The sequence below is a fragment of the Halorubrum sp. Ea1 genome (genome assembly GCF_002252965.1).
Taxonomy (GTDB): Archaea; Halobacteriota; Halobacteria; order Halobacteriales; family Haloferacaceae; genus Halorubrum.
In genome coordinates this window covers 83,146-101,600 of sequence record NZ_NHPG01000117.1, presented here as the reverse complement: position 1 = coordinate 101,600, position 18,455 = coordinate 83,146, and the positions used below count along the sequence as shown (strand labels likewise).

Below are 18,455 nucleotides of genomic sequence, written 5' to 3'. Positions count from 1 at the left end.
ATCCAGAACGCGTACGGGATCCCGCGCCACCGCGACGGGGCGACGCGGGTGAACGTCGGCAAGATCGAGGGCGGCTCCGCGAGCAACGTCATCGCCGAGGAAGTGACCATCGAGGCGGAGGTCCGCGGCGAGACGACCGCGCTGATGACGTACGCGCGCACCGAGCTCGAGCGGATCCTCTACGCCGCTGCCGAGCTCCACGACTGCGACGTCGCCCCGCGCGTGATCAGCGAGTCGCCGTGCGTCGACAGCCACCCGGCGCTCCGGGAGGTCGTCGGCAACGTCGCGTGGGACGTCGACGGCGTCGAGCGCGTGATCCCGACCGAGGAGTTCGGCGTGAGCGAGGACGCGACGTTCCTGATGCGGCAGGTCCAAGAGGCGGACGGGCTCGCCTCGTACTTGCTCATCGGCACGGACCACCCGACGAGCCACCACACCCCGACGTTCGACGTCGACGAGGCGAGCCTCGCGATCGGCGTCGACTTGCTAACGGACGCGTTCGTCGAGCTCTCCCGGCGGCGCCCGTAACGGGGCGCCGGCGGGAGGCGTCGGATCGGTCGACGGGCGGGACCCGTTGGCACGACCAGTACCGTTAATCCGCTGGCCCTCGGTATTTAGGCCATGAGCCAGAACGACGTGCCGGAGTCGCTGGAGGCGGCGGCCGAGTCGGACCGGCCTCGCGGTATCCTCACGCCCTCCGACCGTGACTTTCTGCTCGGACGGAAGACGGACTACACGGACCACTCGCGGAAGCAGAAGCGGAACCGAATCCGCCGCCGCGTCCGGAACGCGATCCTCGATTTCAGCATCCTCTTCGAGTGTCTGGAAGAGCGGGACCGGAAGACGGTGTTCGACCCTGACGGCGAGGACCGCGAGGCGTACACGCAGGGGATCACCGACATGCTCGCGTTCCTCCATCTCGGCACGATGGGATACCACACCCCGTTCAAGGACATGCTCTCCGAGGGCGTCGGGAAGGCGGAACAGCGGCTCGCCGGGTCGAACTACCGCATGGTCAACGTGGAGTTCAACGTCGAGCCGGTCGGCCAGATCGACGTCGACGAGGTGGTCGAAAAGCTCGAGAACGACGAGTTCGCGGAGCTCACCGACGAGGAGCTTCGCGCGTTCGTCCGCCTGCTGACCATGTCGGAATCGTTCTCGCCGGAGGAGGCCGGCGAGGAGATCAAAGACCGCGTCGACGAGTTCGCCGAGAAGCTGACGGAGAGCGCGACCTCTCACGAGCGCACGCTCGAAGAGCTGACGAACTGAACGGGTCGGCGACTCGCTCGCTCCCGCCGCCTTCTCCACCTCGGCACGCTACCCGACCGATGATCCGCTGCCGCGTACCGACTAATTTCCGCCGGTAACGGATATCGATGACACCTCGCTGCCCGCCCCGGGATCGCCCGCGTGCCGGGCCGTCGGAGATCGGGATGCCCCCGTCCAGATTCCGACGTGATTCCAGCCGGTGTTTCGGGTAGAGTCGCTTTTTCTATTCAAACGTTCAATTATTTCAGATAGATATGCCAATAGCGGTGAGTCAACCGCTCATTTCAGAATACGTTGAATACATATACGGATTACATAATACGGTTATACTTTCGGGCATTGAGAAACACTTATTGTGTATACTTTCGATCGACATCCCATGCCAGCACGTGGCATGGTACTCGACCGGCGGAGGGATCGCGGGCCAACTAGTGGTCACGGTCGTCGGGGTGGCCCCGTATGAGCGGTGCGGACCGGGGGATGGTCGAGGAGTTCCTCGACGAGATCGACCCCGTCGTCTTCGCGTTCGGCGCGCTGTTGACGGTCGGCGTGATCGCGGCGTTCTTCATCGATCAAGAGTTCGTCTCCAGCGGAATCGCGACCGTCCAGTCGCAGGTTCTCGCCTATCTCAACTGGGCGCTGCTGGTGATCGTGTTCCTGATCGTCGTCTTCCTGCTGTTCCTGATCGTGGGCCCCTGGGGGAAGATCAAGATGGGAGACACGGATCCGGAGTACAGCTTCCTTTCGTTCTTCGCGATGCTGTACTCGGCAGGGTTCGCGGCCGGCGTCGTGTTCTGGGGACCGACCGAGGCGCTGTTCTACTACGACAGCCCGTCGCCGCTGTTCGGCATCGAAGGCGGGACGGCGGAAGCGGTTCCGATCGCGATCCAGCAGACGCTGTTCCACTGGGCACTGCCCCAGCTGGCGGTCTTCACGATCATGGGGCTCGCGATCGCCTACTTCGCGTACAATTACGAGAACGTGCCGCTGCGCGTCTCGTCGGCGCTGACGCCCGTCCTCGGCGCTGACAACCTCGACGGCCCGGCCGCGAAGGTCATCGACATCCTCGCCGTCTTCGCGACGATCGGCGGCGTGGCGACGTCGCTCGGGTTCATCGGAAGCCAGTTCATCGCCGGCCTCAACTACCAGTGGGGGATCGACTTGGGGAACGTCGGTATCCTCCTCGTGGTGACCACGATGACGCTGTTGTTCACGATCTCGATGGTGCTCGGAGTCGACAGGGGTATCCGGCGGCTGTCGAACTTCAACATGATCCTCTTCGTCGCGCTCATGCTCGCGACGTTCATCCTCGGCCCGACCCTGTTCCTGCTCACGCTGGGGTCGCAGGCGGTGGGCGGCATGATCGCCGACTTCACCTCGATGAGCCTCTTCGCCGGCGTCGGAACCGAGGGCGGCACCGGATGGGTCAACGCGTGGACGGTGTTCTACTGGGCCTGGGCGCTCTCCTGGTCCCCGTTCGCGGGCCTGTTCATCGCCCGCATCTCCAAGGGTCGGACCGTCCGCGAGGTCGCGTTCACCGGTATCGTGGCGACATCGGCGGCGACCATCCCGTGGTTCACGTTCGTCGGCGGCACCGCGCTGCAGTACCACCACACCGGCGTTGCCGACTTCGCTCCCGTGATCAACAACTTCACCCCGGAGATCTCGGGCTTCATCCTCTTCAGCGCCTTCCCCTTCGGAACGGTGTTCATGATCGCGTTCATGATCCTCGTGACGACGTTCTTCATCACCTCGGCCGACTCCTCGACGCTCGCCGTCTCGATGATGACGACCGGCGGGAAGGCGCGGCCCTCGACGATCAACCGGGTCTTCTGGGGCGTCGTGCTCGGGATGACCGCGGCCATCCTCATGATCATCGGCGGCGCGGGCGGAGCGGGGGCGCTGCAGGACGCGGTCATCATCACCGGCGCGCCGTTCGCCTTCGTCTGCTTCCTCGCGATGCTCTCGCTCATCAGAGAGTTCAGTTCGAACTACGGTCGGGTGTTACTGCAGGACGAGACCGTGCTGTACGGGGGGTCCAAGGAGAGCGACTCCCGGTCGGCCTCGTTCGAGTCCGCCGGATCCGACGACGACTGACGGCTCGCGTTCCGTTTTACCCTCGTTTATACCAAGTTTTAATGTACGACGTATACATAATCTGTGTATGGATAGGGATACGGCTGAACCCGCCGCGGACGCGCTCCCCGGTCCGAACGCGAAGCGTTGGGTCGAGTTCCACCAGTCGCACTCCGCGCCCAGCGAGTACTCCCACGAGTTCGTCTGGGACGTGACCCGCGAGGCCGACGGGCCCTTCGTCACCGACGTCGACGGCAACGTCCTCTTAGACTTCACCTGTCACATCGGCGCGGCCCCGCTCGGCTACAACAACGAGAAGGTGCTCTCGAAGCTCCGCGAGTTCGACCTCGTCGAGCCGATGAAGATCGCCGGCCAGGACATGTACTTCGGCTCCGGACCGAGCCCGGAGGAGGCCGACTTCCCGGGGTCGAGCCACCTCATGGACCGGCTGACCGACGTCTCCAGCCAGTACGGGATGGACACCGTCTTCCTCTCGAACTCCGGCGCCGAGGCGATGGAAAACGCGATGAAGATCACGCACGACCACCGGTCGCCGGCGAAGTACGGCGTCGCCTTCGACGGGAGCTTCCACGGCCGCACCCTCGGAACGCTCTCGCTGACGAAGTCGAAAGACGTGTACACCCGGCACTACCCGGAGATTAGCGGCATCGAGACGGTGCCGTTCTGCGCTGACCGCGGTTGCGACGCCGCGACCTGCGACTGCGGCTTCTTTGCCGGCGGCGGCTCGCGGCTCCGGAACATGCTCGCGCCCGAGGGCGGGCACGTCGACCCCGCGGAGATCGCCTTCCTGACGCTCGAACCGATCCAGGGCGTCGGCGGCTACCGCTTCCCCAGCGAGGCGTTCATGGACGAGGTCGCGGCCGTCACCGACGAGTACGACATCCCGCTCGTCGTCGACGAGATCCAGTCGGGGATGGGCCGCACGGGGGAGATCTGGGCGGCGGACCACTACGCCATCGAGCCGGACGTGATCGCGGCCGCGAAGGCGCTGCGCGTCGGCGCGACGATCTCCCGGTCGGAGGTGTTCCCGTCGGAGAAGAACCGCCTCGGCTCGACGTTCGGCGGCGGCGACCTCCTCGGCTCGATGATGGGGGCGTTCACGCTGGAGGCGATCGAGGAACACGACCTGCTCGACAACGCGACCCGGAGGGGGCGGCAGGCGAGGGAGCTCCTCCGCGACGACGCGCCAGACACCGTCGTCGACGTCCGCGGCAAGGGGTTGATGCTGGCGGTGGAGTTCGACACGGCGGAGCGGCGCTCGGCGGTCGTCGAGGCCTCGCTCGACCGCGGGCTCCTGACGCTCGGCTGCGGGACGAAGACGATCCGACTCCTTCCCCCGCTCGACGCGACCGAACGCGAGATCGCGCTCGGTACGGGGCTCTTCCTCGACGCGATCGACGCCGTCAGCGCGAGCGCGGCGGCGAACTGAGGAACTGAACCCGGCAGTGCGGCGCGTGTTAAATCACTCACTCGGAGAAACAGTCCGGCTCGTTTCGATCAGTACGGATCACCTGCGGACCGGATTCGGTCCGCTATCGCTTCCGTCAGGAACGCCTCGCGAGACACGGATGGTTCTGCGGTCGGGGACGCGTCAACTCACGTTTGCGGCGCGTTCGGGCTGTCGCACGCGCTCTCGCTCTGGAGGCACTTGGACACGCTCGAGTGTCTCCTCCGGACCCGTGTACTCTGCTACTATCTCCCGCGTGAGACGTCGGTAAAGGCGGGTCTGCTTCGCATTTCACTGGATATCGATGTCACCTGCTGCAGACACACGCACCGTGTATCCACAGAATTCGAACCTGAGAGCACCGACCGAATCTCGCTGGTTCCTTTCCAAAGACATCATCAACTGATCTAGCGCATCAGGATCGATTACGTCACCCAGCGTATCATCCAACTCGGTCGGGTGGACACCTTCTTTCTCGGCGACTCTGCGCACAATCTGAACGCTGTATTTGCTCATATTGCGTCTGCTACAAATCCGGGCAAAACGCGTCGCTATTCATAATAATTCGTTTACAGAAGCCGAAACGCCGAGGATGTCGCCGGTCGTCGTAACGACCAGTTCCCGTAGAGCGGGAGCGATCGCAATGGTGTCGTTATCTCTATCCCAACTCACCATTCCGGCCTCGTTGAGCATCGGGAGGTGGACGTGGGAGAGGGAGACGTGCGTATCTGACTGCTGTTCGGTCGGGACGGCTGACGATTCGGAACCGTACTCGAGGGCCGACATTTCAGTCGCTAGCTGTGTGGTCGGGACCGGTTCCGGATGATCGGCCAAATACCGGAGCATTCTCCGCCGCTTCCGGTTGGCCAAGGCTTTGTACAGCGTATCCAACAGTTCGTCCTCGCTGAGTCGCGATAGCGGTATTGGCTCGATCATCGCTACATTAGTTATTAGTGTGTGTTATCTAAACTTGAACCCTTGTACAGTAAAGCCGATTAATGTTACAGCTGGCCTGCGTTTCTGGCCGCTCAGAGATCAAACGACGGTTGCCCAGCCATAGCGGCTCTCATCACCTTGTTCGTCGCGCGGCGGACGCGCTCCGACACCGCCTGCTCAGAGACGCCGAGTTGACCAGCCAGTTGCTCGTACGTGACTTCTCGCGGAATTTCGAAATAGCCGCGTTCGACTGCCAGTGATAGCGCTTCGTATTGGGGTTCTGTGAAGGCGTAGCTTTTTTGAAAATACTCCGAGTCGGTCAACGCCGAGACGCGCTTGAGCCGATACTCGATACCGTGTGAGGCACAGTACTCGCTGAACGCGGCCAGCCCCCCGTTATCCTCGAAGCGTATCTCGAAGGTCCACGTGTCGTCACTCTGTGCCTTGAGAATCGTCGCCGTCGTCTCTGCGAGCCCCGCGATGAGCTGTTCCGTAGGGTCTTCCCACTCGATTTTGTACAACGCCTGGTTGTCGACCCGATCCACGGCGGTAATCGACTCGACGTTCGGATGCTCTCGCATCGCCGTAACGAACTCGTCCAAATCGTCACCGTATCCCCAGATATACGGCATGATTCGGTTCCCAGTCGGGACGACCCGCTCTATTTCTACGGCGACATCAGGGAAGTTCGCGATGATCCTCCCCAGTAGAAACTGGTCAGCCTCTATGGAGAACTCGGCTAGGACGGTCATGTAACTACTACAGAGCAAAGTGTAATAATCTCTCGCACGGCTATCGAAACGCCTCTCTGAACTGGTAGAGTCCTTCGGTCTCCGTTGCCCCCCTCTCAGCTCCCGTCGACGACCGATCGCTCGACGACCGACACCCCGTTGACCTCGGCGACCGCCGTGCGGCGCGCCCGTTCGAGGGCTTCGAGTTCGGCGCCCTCGGCCGTCACGGCGTCGACGACCTCGCCGACCCGCGCCGGCCACGACGCGAGCGCGAGCCGCGCCTCGGCGACGACCTTCTCCCGCTCGACCGGGGACAGCCGCGCCATCGCGTTGTACGCCCCGCGGATCTTGAACGAGCCGGTCCGCTGGAGCTGTTCGAGCTTGAGCCCCGGCGAGTCCGCCCCGCTCATCTCGGCGAAGGTGCGCGAGATGTCGAGCGGCGTCCGATGCGCGACGCCGGCGAGTCGGTCGCGTGCGTCCTCGACGTCACCGCGCGTGACGGTCGCCGACGCGCCCGGCTCCCCGGCGTCCGGGTCGCTGTCGGCGGAGTCGCGGCCGATGGAGTCGCGTTCGGCCGGATCGCCCTCGGTCATTCGAAGTTCGGACGCGCGTCTCCGGGCGTCTCGGCCCGCGGAACCGGGTGTCGCCGTTCGAGGTCGCGGATCGCGCCGACGAGCACGTCCACGCCGTGACCGATGCTCCGCTCGTCGACGTCGAACGTCGGGGTGTGGTGGCTCGTCGGGTGGTCCGTGCCGACGATGAGGTACGAGGCGAGCCCGCCAGCCTCCTGAACGCGCTCCATCAGGAACGTCGCGTCCTCGCTCGCGCCGAAGTCCGCCGCCGGGAGCACGGTGTCGATCCCGTCGACTCCCCCGGCCACGTCCGTCACCAACGCCTGCAGCTCCGGGTCGCTGTCCGCGCGGGGCGACTCGCTCACCACGTCGACGGTCCCGCGACAGCCGTGCATCGTCGCGGCGGCGCGCACGGTGGTCTCGAAGCGGTGTTTCATGTACTCCATCAGCGCGGTCGTCTCGCCGCGCGCCTCGGCCTCCATCCGAGCGCGCTCGGCGATGACGTTGCTCGCGGTGCCGGCCTCCGCCTTCCCGACGTTCACGCGCGTCATCCCGTCGGCGTGGCGGGCGATCCCGTACGCGTTCACGATCGCCGTCCCCATCGCCTGCATCGCGTTGTCGCCCTCGTTCGGCGCCTTCCCCGCGTGCGCCGACGTGCCCTCGATCGTCGCGTCTAAGTGCGCCATCGCCAGCGGCTTCTCGATCCCGGCGACCACCTCGCCGGTCGGGTGATCGAGGCCGACGTGGACCGCGAGCAGGTAGTCGAGGTCGTCCGCGAACCGGCTCTCCGCCATCGGGTGACCGCCGCCCCCGGTCTCCTCGGCCGGCTGGAAGAAGACGACCAGCCGCCCGGCGAAGTCGCTCTCGGCGATGGCTTCGAGGACCGCGAGCCCCCACGTCATGTGGACGTCGTGGCCGCAGGCGTGCATCGTGCCGTCGATCTCGGAGCGGAACCCCTCGTCGACGGGGTCGTGGTCGGGGTCGGTCGACTCCTCGATGAACAGCCCGTCGATGTCGACGCGGAGCCCGATTACGGGCCCGTCGCCGCGGTCGAGCACGGCGACGGCGCCGGTGTTTCCGCCGGTCATGCGGTCGAGTAGCTCCGGGTCCGCGCCGCGTTCGCGGGCGCGCTCGACCCACGGGCCCAGGTCCGCCTCGGGGACGGCCATGCGGTCGGCCGGGTCGTACGCGTCCGGACCGATCGCGAGCTCGTCGACGCCGATCGCCCGGATCTCCTCGGCGAGCGTCGCCGTCGTGAGGAACTCGCGCCACGCCGGCTCCGGGTGGCGGTGGAATCGTCGGCGGACGCTGGCGAGCCGATCGCGGATCGGTTCGTTCATGCGAGTGGCTCTCTCACTCGACCGTCTTAAGAGTAGTTGATCGTACACAATTGTCGTGTACGTAGGATACACAAAAAGCTAAGAAACCCCCTCGCGTTGATCCGCCAACGCGTCGTTCCGACGCGCCCACCGCTCATGAGTTCACACCAGACCGCCGATCCGGACGTCGTCGTGCTGCGGGAGGGAACGGAAGGACTGTCGATGGCGTCGTACGCGGACGCGCTCCGCGAGCGGCTCCCGGACCGCACGGTCGCGCTCGCGCGGACGCCCGCCGAGGAGCGCGACCTCGTGCCGCGGGCCCGCGTCGCGACCGGCATCACGCTCGACGCCGACCTCCTCGAGCGCGCCGACCGACTTGAGCTGTTCGCGTGCACCTTCGCCGGCACCGACCACGTCCCGACCGACGCGCTCCGCGATCACGGGGTTTGCGTGACGAACGCGGGGGGTATCCACGCCCCCGGAATCGCCGAGCAGTCGATCGCCAACATGCTCGTCTTCGCGCGCGACCTCCACGAGGGGTTCCGCCGGAAGACGAACGGCGAGTGGCGCCACTTCCAGTCGCGCGAGTTCACCGACAGCACGGTCACCGTCGTGGGGCTCGGCTCGATCGGACAGGCGGTCGTCCAGCGGCTCGCCGGGTTCGAGGTGGAGACGATCGGGATCCGCTACACGCCGGAGAAGGGCGGCCCCACCGACGAGGTGCTCGGGTTCGACGACGAGGACATCCACGCGGCGTTCGCGCGGAGCGACTACGTCGTGCTCGCGTGTCCGCTCAACGACCTGACCCGCGGGATGGTCGGGGAGGCGGAGCTGGCGACGCTCCCGCCCGAGGCGGTCGTCGTCAACGCGGCCCGCGGCGGCCTCGTCGACACCGACGCCTTGGTGTCCGCGCTGCAGACCGAGGGCATCCGCGGCGCCGCCCTCGACGTCACCGACCCCGAGCCGCTCCCGTCGGACCACGTCCTCTGGGACTTAGAGAACTGCCTCATCACTCCGCACACGGGCGGCCACACGCCAAAGCACTGGGACCGGTTGGCCGACATCGTCGCGACCAACGTCGCGGCGCTCGAGGAGGGCGGCGAGTTGGAGAACGCGGTCGTCACGCCGGACGCGGACGACTGATCGGGCGGATCCGTATCGCGCGGTGACAGGCGCCGGGCGCGGCGCCTCAGCGCCCGCGACCCGTCAGGGCCAGAGCCCGCGCGCCCCCTTCGCCTCGGCGACCCGGGACAGCGCGACCACGTAGGCGGCGTCGCGCCACGTCAGGTCGCGCGCGTCGACCTCGTCGCGCACGTCGCGCCACGCGGACAGCATCTGTTCTTCTAACTCCTCGTTGACGCGCTCCAGCGACCACGTCCGCCGGTTGATGTCCTGGAGCCACTCGAAGTACGACACCGTGACGCCGCCGGCGTTCGCGAGGATGTCCGGGATCACCGCCACGTCGCGCTCGGCGAGGATCGCGTCGGCGGCGAACGTCGTCGGCCCGTTCGCCCCCTCGACGACGATGTCGGCGTCGACGGCGTCGGCGTTGCCCGCGGTGATCACGTTGCCGACGGCCGCGGGGATCAGCACGTCCACGTCGAGTTCGAGGACCGCCTCGTTCGACAGCGTCTCCGGCGCCTCGTGGGTGAGCACCGCTTCGGGCTCCTCCTCGTGGGTTGGGACCGCGCGCGTGTCGAGGCCGTCCGGATCGTAGATCGCCCCGTTCACGTCGCTGACGGCGACGACGGTCGCGCCCCAGTCGTCGAGGAGGCGGGCCGCGTTGGCGCCGACGGAGCCGAACCCCTGCACCGCGACGGTCGCGTCGGCGAGCTCGCGGTCGTAGTAGTCGACGGCCTCGCGCGTGATGATGGCCGTCGACCGGCCGGGCGCCGCCTCGCGGCCGTACGACCCCCCGATGACGGGGGGCTTCCCGGTGACGACGCCCGGGATCGTCTCGCCCTGCTGCATCGAGTAGGCGTCCATGAACCACGCCATCGTCTGGGCGTCGGTCCCCATGTCGGGCGCGGGAACGTCCTTCGTCGGCCCGACGACGTCGCGCAGTTCCTCCGCGAACCGCCGGGTGAGCCGCTCGCGCTCGTCGTCGGTCAGCGATTTGGGATCGACCGCGATCCCGCCCTTCCCGCCGCCGAAGGGGAGGTCCATCACGGCGCACTTCCAGGTCATCCACATCGAGAGGCCGGTGCACTCGTCGGCGGTGACCTCCGGGTGATACCGGAGCCCGCCCTTGTACGGGCCGCGGACGTCGTCGTGCTGGGCGCGGTAGCCGGTGAAGACGTCGACGCCGCCCTCCTCTCGTTCGAGCGGCACGGAGACCTGCTGGACCCGCGTCGGGTGTTTGAGGCGTTCGATGATCGCCGGATCGACGTCGACGTTGGTCGCGGCGCGCTGGAGCTGCTTCCGGGCGGTCGCGAGGGTCGATTCGGACTCTGTCTCTGCTTCTTCGTCGTCGACGGTGGGTGTCGTGCTCATAAGTGGTGTCGGCCGTAGCGTGGCTCGTGTGGTCGGCGCGGGACAGTTGATGCGGCGTGGTCAGCGCGGGACGGTCGGTGCGGCGTGGTCAGCGCGGGACGGTCGGTGCGGCGTGGTCAGCGCGGGACGGTCGGTGCGGCGTGGTCGGCCTCGTTCGCTCAATCTCGGTCAGGCGGTGAACAGCTCTCGGGGGAAATCGGCCAGCGTCTCCGCACCGGTGGACGTGACGCGGAACGTCTCGCTGATCTCCATGCCGATCTCGTCGGTCCAGATGCCGGGGATCATGTGGAACGTCATGTTCTCCTCGAGGACAGTGTCGTCGCCCGGGCGGATGCTCGCGGTGTGCTCACCCCAGTCCGGCGGGTAGCCGAGCCCCATCGAGTAGCCGATGCGGTCCTCCTTCTCGAGCCCGTACCGCTCGATCGTCGTGCGCCACGCCTGCTCGACGCTCTCGCACGTGACGCCGGGCTCGACCGCGTCGAGCGCCGCCTCGATCCCCTCGACGACGATATCGGCGGTCTCTTGCAGTTCGGCCGGCGGCTCGCCGACGAACGTCGTCCGCGCCAGCGGCGAGTGGTAGCGGTGCCGACAGCCGGAGAGCTCGATGATCACCGGGTCGCCCGCCTCGTACCGCCGGTCCGTCCACGTGAGGTGGGGCGTCCCCGTGTGGTCGCCCGACGGCATCAACGGGACGATCGCGGGGTAGTCGCCGCCGTACTCGTCGGTCCCGTCGATCAGCTGCTGGTAGATGCCGGAGGCGACCTCGTACTCCGGGACGCCTTCGCCGACGGCGTCGAGGCCGGCCCGCATCGCGTTCTCGGAGATGCGGGCGGCCTGCCGCATGTACTCCAGCTCTTGGTCGGACTTCTTGACCCGGATCCAGCCGACGAGCAGCGTCGCGTCCGCGAACTCGGCGTCCGGGAGGTTCCCCTGCAGTCGGGTGTACGACTTCGCGGTGAAGTAAGCGGCGTCCATCTCTAAGCCGATACGGCCGTCCGCGACGTCCAGCTCCTCGAGGACGCCGGCGACGTAGTCCATCGGGTGGAGGTCTTGGGGCGACTGCACGTGGTCGTCGCTGTACGCGCGGACGCTCTCCTCGGCGAGGTGCGTCGTCGCCCGCGCGCCGTCGCCGTCCATGTCCCGACCGATCCAGATCGGCTCGTCGCGGTCGGGCGTCACCACGACCGCCTGATGGACGTAAAACGACCAGCCGTCGTAGCCGGTCAGGTAGTTCATGTTCGCCGGGTCGCTGACGACGATCGCGTCGAGGTCGCGCTCGCGCAACCGCTCTTTCGTCCGAGCCACCCGCCGCTCGTACTCGGCCTCGTCGAAGATGTGTTCCCGTGGCATGATAACAGGACGTCTACGAAGGGGATCAGACAGCAGGAGTATAAATTTATCGTGTACATTAAAAACAGATACTGTGTACGCATCTCCCGCGAATCCCGCGAATTCGCCCCGAAGCGTCGCTGAGACGCCGCGCGAGCTGTCTCGTGAGCGCGGTCGAGAGGGCGTGAAACCCTCAATTCGGGCGGTTTGGGTCGGTTTTTTGTACCGCGTCTACTGATAGTCGCACATGCTACACAGTACCGGGCCGCTGCTGTCGATCGACGTCGGCGAGCGGACGACGTCCGAGACGGACATCACGGGGGTTCAGGAGCGATACATCGGCGGACGGGGCGTGGCGACGCGGCTCGCGCACGAGCGGATCCCGTTCGACGCGGATCCGCTGGGCGACGAGAACCGCGCCGTGTTCACCACCGGGCCGATGCAGGCCTCCCAGATGAGCTTCACGGGGCGGACGAACTGCACCGCCCTCTCGCCGCTGACGGACGGGCTGCTGTCGTCGAACGCCGGCGGCTTCGTGTCGCGCCACCTCGCGGCGACGGGGTACGGGGCGATCGAGCTGGCGGGCGCGAGCGACGAGCTCGTCGTCGTCCACGTGCGCGACGACGGCGTCGAGTTCGAAACCGTGCCGGAGCTCGCCGGAGCGACCATCTCGGAGACGGCCGACTACCTCGACGACGAACACGACATCTCCAGCGACCGGACGGCGGCCGTCGGGCCCGCGGGCGAGAACGAGGTCCGGTTCGCGTCGATCATGACGACCGAGGAGCGCGCGTTCGGCCGCGGCGGGTTGGGCGCGGTCCTCGGCTCGAAGAACGTCAAGGCCGTCACGTTCGGCGGCGACTCGGCGCCCGAGCTCTCGATCGACGCGACCGCCAACGACGTCCACCGCGAGGCCGCCACCGAGGACCACATCATGAAAGAGCAGGGGACGGTGGCCGTGATGGACCTCGCCAACGAGATGGACGGGCTGCCGTCGTACTACTTCTCCGAGCGCTCCTTCGAGGGCGTCGAGGGGATCAACGGCGCCGCCGTCGCCGACAAGAAGTACAAGAAGGGGACGTGTTCGGCGTGCGCGTTCGCCTGCAAGCTCCCGACCCGCGACGAGGCCCGCGGCGTCGAGACGGAGGGGCCCGAGTTCGAGGTGGCGATGGCGTTCGGCTCGAACTCCGGCGTCGACGACATCGTCGACGTGATGGAGTCGAACCGGCTCTGCGACGAGTACGGGCTCGACGCCATCTCCGCGGGCAACACGATCGCCGCGTACCTCGCCGCCGAGGACGAGTTCGGCAACCGCGAGCTCATCTGGGACCTCGTCGAGCAGATCGCCCACCGCGACGGCGTGGGCGACCGGCTCGCGGAGGGGATCGGCCGGATCCACGACGACCTCGGCGTCGGCAACTGGTCGGTGAAGAACATGGACTTCGCGGCCCACGAGGGGCGGCTCCTCCACGGGCAGGCGCTCTCGTACGCGGTCGCGAACCGCGGGGCCGACCACATGTACGCGACGTTCTACTCCGTGGAGTACCCCCTCGTCGAGGAGGGCGAGGCGATGGAGCCCGCGGGGTTCGAGGGGAAGGCGGAGCGGCTCGTCGAGCGCGAGAACCTGATGGCGCTCAACGACAGCGGCGTCGTCTGCAAGTTCTCTCGGGACTTCATGACGCCGGAGCGCTACGAGCTCCTCTTCGACGCCGACTTCGAGGAGCTGCTCGCCGCGGGCGCTCGGACCGTCACCTTAGAGCGCCACTTCAACAATCAGCGAGGGCTCGACGTCGACGACGACCGGCTCCCGTACGAGGAGGAGCTCCCCGGGCTCGACGACGCCATCGAATCGTACTACGAACACCGCGGGTGGGACGAGGACGGGACGGTGCCCGATTCGGCGCTGCCCGCGTGAGGTCGCTTCCCGGCCGCGGGCGACGTTTCTGAGCGCGCGCGATTCCACCGGAACCGGGACGCGATACGTTGCCGGAGCCCGACTACTCCGCGATCGCCAGCTCCGCGGTCGCTTCGATCGCGTCGGCGATGACCTCGGTGCCGACCTCCGCCTGCCGCTGGGTCAGGACCAGCGGCGGCAGCAGCCTGACGACGTTGCCGTACTGGCCCGCCGTCCAGACGAGCACGCCGTGCTCGTAGCAGTACTCCTGGATCGCCTCGACGCGGTCGTCGTCCGGGTCGCCGTTCGCGTCGACGAACTCGGCGCCGACGAACAGCCCCTTGCCGCGGACTTGGCCGAGCCCCGGGTCGCCGTCGCCGGCGTCGCGGAGGCGGTCGCGGATCCACGCGCCGACCTCCGTCGCGTGGTCGAGCAGGTCGTGCGACTCGATGTACTCGATCGCGCGCAGGCCGCCGACCATCGCGGGGACGTGCCCCCGGTAGGTGCCCGCGTGGTCGCCCGGCCCCCACGTGTCCAGGTCCTCGTGGTACATCGTCCCGGACAGCGGCTGGCCGTTCCCGCCGAGCGCCTTCGCGGTCGTCATCACGTCAGGCGTCACGTCGTAGTGTTCGGACGCCCACCACTCGCCGGTGCGTCCCATCCCGACCTGGATCTCGTCGAACATCAGCGGGAGGTCGTTCTCGTCGGCGATCGCGCGGAGTCCCGAGAGGAACCCGTCCGGCGGGGCGACGACGCCGCCCTCGCCCTGTATCGGCTCGACGAAGATGCCGGCCGGGTCCGTGAGGCCGCCGTACGGCTCCTCGACGATCGCCCTGACCTCTTCGAGCGCGCGGTCGACCGACTCCTCGGGGCTCCGCCCCTCGCGGAAGGGGTACGGGAACGGCGCGTGGACCACGTCGGGCAACAGCGGCGCGTACGGCTTCTTGAACTTCTTGTTCGACGTGATGCTCATCGCGCCGGCCGTCGCCCCGTGGTAGGAGTTCCGGAACGCGAGCAGCCCGTTGCCGCCCGTGTTGTACTTCGCGAGCTTGATCGACGCCTCGACGGCGTCGCTACCGGTGGGACCGCCGAAGACGAACCGGCTGTTGCCGGCGAGACTCCCGGGCGCGATCTCGTCGAGCTTGTCGATGAGATCGAGGCGGGGCTCGGTCGGGAAGTCGACGGTGTGGGTGAGCTTGTCGATCTGCTCGTGGACGCCCTCGTTGACGTACGGGTTCGCGTGACCGACGTTGTAGACGCCGATGCCGGCGAAGAAGTCGAGGAACACGTTCCCGTCGGCGTCCTTGAGGGTCGCGCCCTTCCCCTCCTCGAACGCGAGGGGGATGTCGTTCGGGTACGCGACCGCGCTGCTGTCGATGGTGTCCTGTCTGTCGAGCAGGCGCCGCGAGTTCGGGCCGGGGACTCGGTCGACGCTCGGTTCCTCCGCGAAGTGTAACTCGTGGATCGGCGGTCCCGCCATGTGTCAACGGATACGACACGCCCACATATGAGTGATGAAACCAGCAATCAATGACGGTGTACACGGAATCTGTTTTCGTTCCGATCTTCGCCCACTCGGCGGCGGTGATATCCCGAGACCGACCCCGCCGACTGTGGTCGCGACGGAAGAATTATTGAACGCGAACCCAACGCAATCGTGTGCAACACCGACCGTCGCGGTTCCTCTTGGCGTCGACGGCCATCTGCGCTGTCACGTGTGCCGGCGTCGCGGTGCTCCCGCTCGCGGTCGATAGCTCCCGTGCGTTCACGGGGAGCATCGGTTCGAGCGGGCTCCTCGGACTGGTGTTCGCGGCGCGGAACCTCCAGCTGCTCCGGGCGACGGGGGAGCCGAGCCTCCCGCCCGCGGTCCTGACGACGGCGTTCGGCGGCTGGTTCATGCTGGCCCCGCTGCTGTACCCCGACGTCGGCTTCCTCCCGACCGCAGGCACGCAGCTGGCGGGAACGGTGATGGCGACGTTCGGCCTGTACGTGGTGGTCGCCGGCCTCAGCGAGGAGTGAGTGTTCGCGGCCCCCGCGTCTCACGCTCCGAGCGGGACCTTTCGGTATCCCGGAATCCCGAAGAATTCTCAGTGCAACGGCTCCTACGACACGTAGCAGTTGATCGGGTCTGAGTCGATTCCGGTTTGGGCAGGAGACGCACCACTAATGCAGAGTCTTTCCCCCACATCGTGTCAGAAACGACGTGCGAGATACAGAGGATGTAGTCATCACCCACTTGGCCGCCTGAATGTGTAGCTTACCGTATCTGTGTCAACTGTGAGAGTGCCGGCGTCGTGATCTATGACAACCGCAACGGTGTCATCGTACGTGAAATCGTGCAATGGCATCCCAGCCTGGAGCGTCCCATCGCGCGACAATTCGACACGTGCAGAGCCGATGTCGATGTGAATCCGATCATCAGTAGCCGTTACATCACCCGCACGACCGAATCGACGTAGTTCGTCAACCAGTGTATCCCACTCGTTGAGTTGCACTCGTGGTGTCATCCGTCATTCAATCGTGATGCCGCGTTCACGAAAGTCTTGATACGAAATCTAGCCCACCGAAGTAACGCGGAGAACGACGAACGATCCACCGACTGGTAAAACACTCGTGCAACATTTAGAGGCTGTAGTCAGCAACCGGAGTTGGTTCGTTAGATGAGTCGAACTGGCCGTCCGGGACGGCTCAGGGCGGAAGCGTTAGGCAGGGGCGGAGTTAGTGACTATCCTGCTGCGAGGTCAATCAATCATTATACCGCTTGAGAGCCCTCTGCGGGCGCGTATATCACCGTGACGGTGAACTCGTCGTCGAAGTCGGTAAATTGGTGATCTGTCCCGGACCCGAGATGGATAACATCACCCGAGGCGACCTCAACGGACTCGTCTTCGGTCACGAGTGTCGCTTCGCCCGTGTTAACGAGGTAAATTTCCTCTTCAGCGTGAGCATGCATCGGATCCTCGTCACCCGGCTCGAACCGCATCACTTGGAGACTGAACGAGACCTCACGCATCAGTTCGGTTTCCATTTCTCCGTCCTCAGCCAACTGGTCCGCTACGTCAGCCACGTTAATTTGATTCACACCTTTTCTATCGTTTTAGTGCATATACGTCTTTGCCACTATCAAAAAAAGGGAGGAAGGCTGAGAGACGACTGTGTCGCCAGAGTAGTATATTTGATGGCTGCTCTGCTCGGTCTGCTGGGATGCTACCGTGCAAGACTCGCGGCTTGTATACAGCAGCGCCGTTTCATATTCTCTGCAGTCTGTCAGTATGGGTGTAACCGATACAGAGGGCGTATCGGGCAGTCTTCGGAATGCCGTTAGGTGACTTGCTCCGTTTCGAGCCACTCTTTAAACTCCCAGAAACAATCCGAACACAGACGACCATCCAGCGTCTCGATCGAATCCGATGCGTGCTCAATTTGGTATTGCTGGTGGCGGGCCTGCGATGGGTCAAGTTCAGTCCCGCACTTATCACAGTGTTCAGCCATGCCACAGGGTCGTCGCTGACGAGGAGAATATCTGAGGTTTTCCCTCCCTCAAAATTACCAACTAGGGTTGCTTCAGACCCGAACTGCTAGATACAGCCGATAGGCGACCCATACTAGAAGGATAGTACCTCGCGATCGAACTCCCACTCGTGTCGCACGACATCCACCACGCAGGTTTTCCGTCTCCCACCCGAAACGTTGGGCCATGCCCGCGGCCTTCGAATCACGGTTCGACATCGACTACGATGGTGAACTACCGGAGAACGTCGACGAGGCCGCGCTCAAGCGAATGGAGACGGTCGCGTATATACTCGACGAGAGCGTGCGCGTTCCCGGCATCGGTTTCCGCATCGGAATCGATCCCGTTCTGGGAGCACTCCCCGTCGCTGGCGACCTAGTGAGTGCCGCCTTCTCCCTGTACATCGTCGCCGAGTCGGCGTATCTCGGAGTCTCCTTCACGACGTTGGTAGAGATGCTCACGAACATCAGTATCGACGTGGTGGGGGGATCCATCCCCTACGTTGGTACTGTGGTCGACGCGCTCTGGAAGGCGAACAAGCGCAACGTCGCGCTCACGCTGGAAGACCTCGCCGAGGCGGTGGAGACAGATGGGGCCGGCGGCAGGGCGGACGGCGGCGTTGACATCCCTGTCGAACCTGACGACTGAGGCGAATCGCTGGAGTCAGCGTGATCGTCGAGGAAGTCTACGATCCGCGTGTAGAGCTTAATGCGGCCGATATTGTTGGTGTGTTGGTGAATTCAATCTAGCTGTTCAGCGTTAAACAGGCAATAGGGCGACCTCGTACTGCATTCGCGCTGTGTATCTCGCACGACTGTCGGGACATCTCTTCGAACTAGTAGAATCCGTAACAATCA

The 18,455-nt window shown here is 65.6% G+C and carries 16 protein-coding genes and 1 pseudogene; 8 read left to right on the top strand and 9 right to left on the bottom strand.

From position 1 onward, the window contains the following. The 4 genes from DJ73_RS14825 to DJ73_RS14810 all read left to right on the top strand — a co-directional run. Nucleotides 1-528: peptidase dimerization domain-containing protein (locus DJ73_RS14825; protein WP_176451146.1), on the top strand; the 528-nt coding region annotated here is incomplete at its 5' end. A 93-nt stretch (nucleotides 529-621) separates the two neighbouring features. Next, entirely contained in the window at nucleotides 622-1,269 is a 648-nt protein-coding gene (locus DJ73_RS14820; RefSeq protein WP_094524942.1) for a hypothetical protein, read from the top strand. Nucleotides 1,270-1,728: 459 nt separating this feature from the next. Beyond that, on the top strand, nucleotides 1,729-3,366 hold the full coding sequence (locus DJ73_RS14815; RefSeq protein ID WP_094524941.1) for a BCCT family transporter: 1,638 nt from the start codon (nucleotides 1,729-1,731) through the stop codon (nucleotides 3,364-3,366). A 67-nt stretch (nucleotides 3,367-3,433) separates the two neighbouring features. Further along, nucleotides 3,434-4,795, top strand: coding sequence for an aminotransferase class III-fold pyridoxal phosphate-dependent enzyme (locus DJ73_RS14810; RefSeq protein ID WP_094558336.1), 1,362 nt, complete (start codon nucleotides 3,434-3,436; stop codon nucleotides 4,793-4,795). Nucleotides 4,796-5,104: 309 nt separating this feature from the next. On the opposite strand, the gene DJ73_RS14805 is transcribed toward DJ73_RS14810, so the two are convergent. The 5 genes and pseudogenes from DJ73_RS14805 to DJ73_RS14785 form a co-directional block, all read right to left on the bottom strand. Beyond that, nucleotides 5,105-5,329, bottom strand: a complete 225-nt coding sequence (locus DJ73_RS14805) for a HalOD1 output domain-containing protein (protein WP_094558335.1) — start codon at nucleotides 5,327-5,329, stop codon at nucleotides 5,105-5,107. A 39-nt stretch (nucleotides 5,330-5,368) separates the two neighbouring features. Next, nucleotides 5,369-5,749, bottom strand: coding sequence for a hypothetical protein (locus DJ73_RS14800; RefSeq protein WP_094558334.1), 381 nt, complete (start codon nucleotides 5,747-5,749; stop codon nucleotides 5,369-5,371). 92 nt (nucleotides 5,750-5,841) lie between these two features. Further along, on the bottom strand, nucleotides 5,842-6,501 hold the full coding sequence (locus tag DJ73_RS14795) for a helix-turn-helix domain-containing protein (protein ID WP_094524937.1): 660 nt from the start codon (nucleotides 6,499-6,501) through the stop codon (nucleotides 5,842-5,844). 268 nt (nucleotides 6,502-6,769) lie between these two features. Beyond that, nucleotides 6,770-7,073, bottom strand: a pseudogene (locus tag DJ73_RS21375) (serine/threonine dehydratase); the annotation flags it as partial. Further along, complete coding sequence (locus DJ73_RS14785; RefSeq protein WP_094558333.1) at nucleotides 7,070-8,392, bottom strand: amidohydrolase; 1,323 nt, start codon at nucleotides 8,390-8,392, stop codon at nucleotides 7,070-7,072. The pseudogene DJ73_RS21375 and the gene DJ73_RS14785, both read right to left, overlap by 4 nt. 135 nt (nucleotides 8,393-8,527) lie before the next feature. On the opposite strand from DJ73_RS14785, the gene DJ73_RS14780 reads away from it, so the two are divergent. After that, entirely contained in the window at nucleotides 8,528-9,514 is a 987-nt protein-coding gene (locus DJ73_RS14780; protein WP_094558332.1) for a D-2-hydroxyacid dehydrogenase, read from the top strand. A 63-nt stretch (nucleotides 9,515-9,577) separates the two neighbouring features. Here DJ73_RS14780 and gdhB read toward each other — a convergent pair whose 3' ends face one another. Both gdhB and DJ73_RS14770 read right to left on the bottom strand, forming a co-directional pair. After that, complete coding sequence (gene gdhB, locus DJ73_RS14775) at nucleotides 9,578-10,864, bottom strand: glutamate dehydrogenase GdhB (RefSeq protein WP_094558331.1); 1,287 nt, start codon at nucleotides 10,862-10,864, stop codon at nucleotides 9,578-9,580. Between the two features lie 168 nt (nucleotides 10,865-11,032). After that, entirely contained in the window at nucleotides 11,033-12,214 is a 1,182-nt protein-coding gene (locus tag DJ73_RS14770) for a M24 family metallopeptidase (RefSeq protein ID WP_094524933.1), read from the bottom strand. A 226-nt stretch (nucleotides 12,215-12,440) separates the two neighbouring features. Between DJ73_RS14770 and DJ73_RS14765 the strand changes: the two genes are divergently transcribed. After that, nucleotides 12,441-14,108: an aldehyde ferredoxin oxidoreductase family protein gene (locus tag DJ73_RS14765; protein ID WP_094524932.1), complete on the top strand. Its 1,668-nt coding sequence runs from the start codon at nucleotides 12,441-12,443 to the stop codon at nucleotides 14,106-14,108. A gap of 82 nt (nucleotides 14,109-14,190) precedes the next feature. Here the strand turns inward: DJ73_RS14765 and DJ73_RS14760 are convergent, their stop codons facing one another. Next, complete coding sequence (locus DJ73_RS14760) at nucleotides 14,191-15,567, bottom strand: aspartate aminotransferase family protein (protein ID WP_094526003.1); 1,377 nt, start codon at nucleotides 15,565-15,567, stop codon at nucleotides 14,191-14,193. Between the two features lie 179 nt (nucleotides 15,568-15,746). Between DJ73_RS14760 and DJ73_RS14755 the strand changes: the two genes are divergently transcribed. Continuing rightward, on the top strand, nucleotides 15,747-16,106 hold the full coding sequence (locus DJ73_RS14755; RefSeq protein ID WP_198948055.1) for a hypothetical protein: 360 nt from the start codon (nucleotides 15,747-15,749) through the stop codon (nucleotides 16,104-16,106). Between the two features lie 733 nt (nucleotides 16,107-16,839). Here the strand turns inward: DJ73_RS14755 and DJ73_RS14745 are convergent. After that, nucleotides 16,840-17,154 carry a cupin domain-containing protein gene (locus DJ73_RS14745; RefSeq protein WP_254921676.1) on the bottom strand — a complete coding sequence of 105 codons (315 nt, stop codon included), beginning with the start codon at nucleotides 17,152-17,154 and terminating at the stop codon, nucleotides 16,840-16,842. Between the two features lie 630 nt (nucleotides 17,155-17,784). On the opposite strand from DJ73_RS14745, the gene DJ73_RS14740 reads away from it, so the two are divergent. Further along, nucleotides 17,785-18,246, top strand: a complete 462-nt coding sequence (locus DJ73_RS14740) for a DUF4112 domain-containing protein (RefSeq protein ID WP_094524928.1) — start codon at nucleotides 17,785-17,787, stop codon at nucleotides 18,244-18,246. Nucleotides 18,247-18,455 lie beyond the last annotated feature (209 nt).

Bases quoted from the DNA above. Each gene is read 5' to 3' on its own strand.
- DJ73_RS14820 (WP_094524942.1), top strand. From the start codon at position 622: ATGAGCCAGAACGACGTGCCGGAGTCGCTGGAGGCGGCGGCCGAGTCG.
- DJ73_RS14815 (WP_094524941.1), top strand. From the start codon at position 1,729: ATGAGCGGTGCGGACCGGGGGATGGTCGAGGAGTTCCTCGACGAGATC.
- DJ73_RS14810 (WP_094558336.1), top strand. From the start codon at position 3,434: ATGGATAGGGATACGGCTGAACCCGCCGCGGACGCGCTCCCCGGTCCG.
- DJ73_RS14805 (WP_094558335.1), bottom strand. From the start codon at position 5,329: ATGAGCAAATACAGCGTTCAGATTGTGCGCAGAGTCGCCGAGAAAGAA.
- DJ73_RS14800 (WP_094558334.1), bottom strand. From the start codon at position 5,749: ATGATCGAGCCAATACCGCTATCGCGACTCAGCGAGGACGAACTGTTG.
- DJ73_RS14795 (WP_094524937.1), bottom strand. From the start codon at position 6,501: ATGACCGTCCTAGCCGAGTTCTCCATAGAGGCTGACCAGTTTCTACTG.
- DJ73_RS14785 (WP_094558333.1), bottom strand. From the start codon at position 8,392: ATGAACGAACCGATCCGCGATCGGCTCGCCAGCGTCCGCCGACGATTC.
- DJ73_RS14780 (WP_094558332.1), top strand. From the start codon at position 8,528: ATGAGTTCACACCAGACCGCCGATCCGGACGTCGTCGTGCTGCGGGAG.
- gdhB (WP_094558331.1), bottom strand. From the start codon at position 10,864: ATGAGCACGACACCCACCGTCGACGACGAAGAAGCAGAGACAGAGTCC.
- DJ73_RS14770 (WP_094524933.1), bottom strand. From the start codon at position 12,214: ATGCCACGGGAACACATCTTCGACGAGGCCGAGTACGAGCGGCGGGTG.
- DJ73_RS14765 (WP_094524932.1), top strand. From the start codon at position 12,441: ATGCTACACAGTACCGGGCCGCTGCTGTCGATCGACGTCGGCGAGCGG.
- DJ73_RS14760 (WP_094526003.1), bottom strand. From the start codon at position 15,567: ATGGCGGGACCGCCGATCCACGAGTTACACTTCGCGGAGGAACCGAGC.
- DJ73_RS14740 (WP_094524928.1), top strand. From the start codon at position 17,785: ATGCCCGCGGCCTTCGAATCACGGTTCGACATCGACTACGATGGTGAA.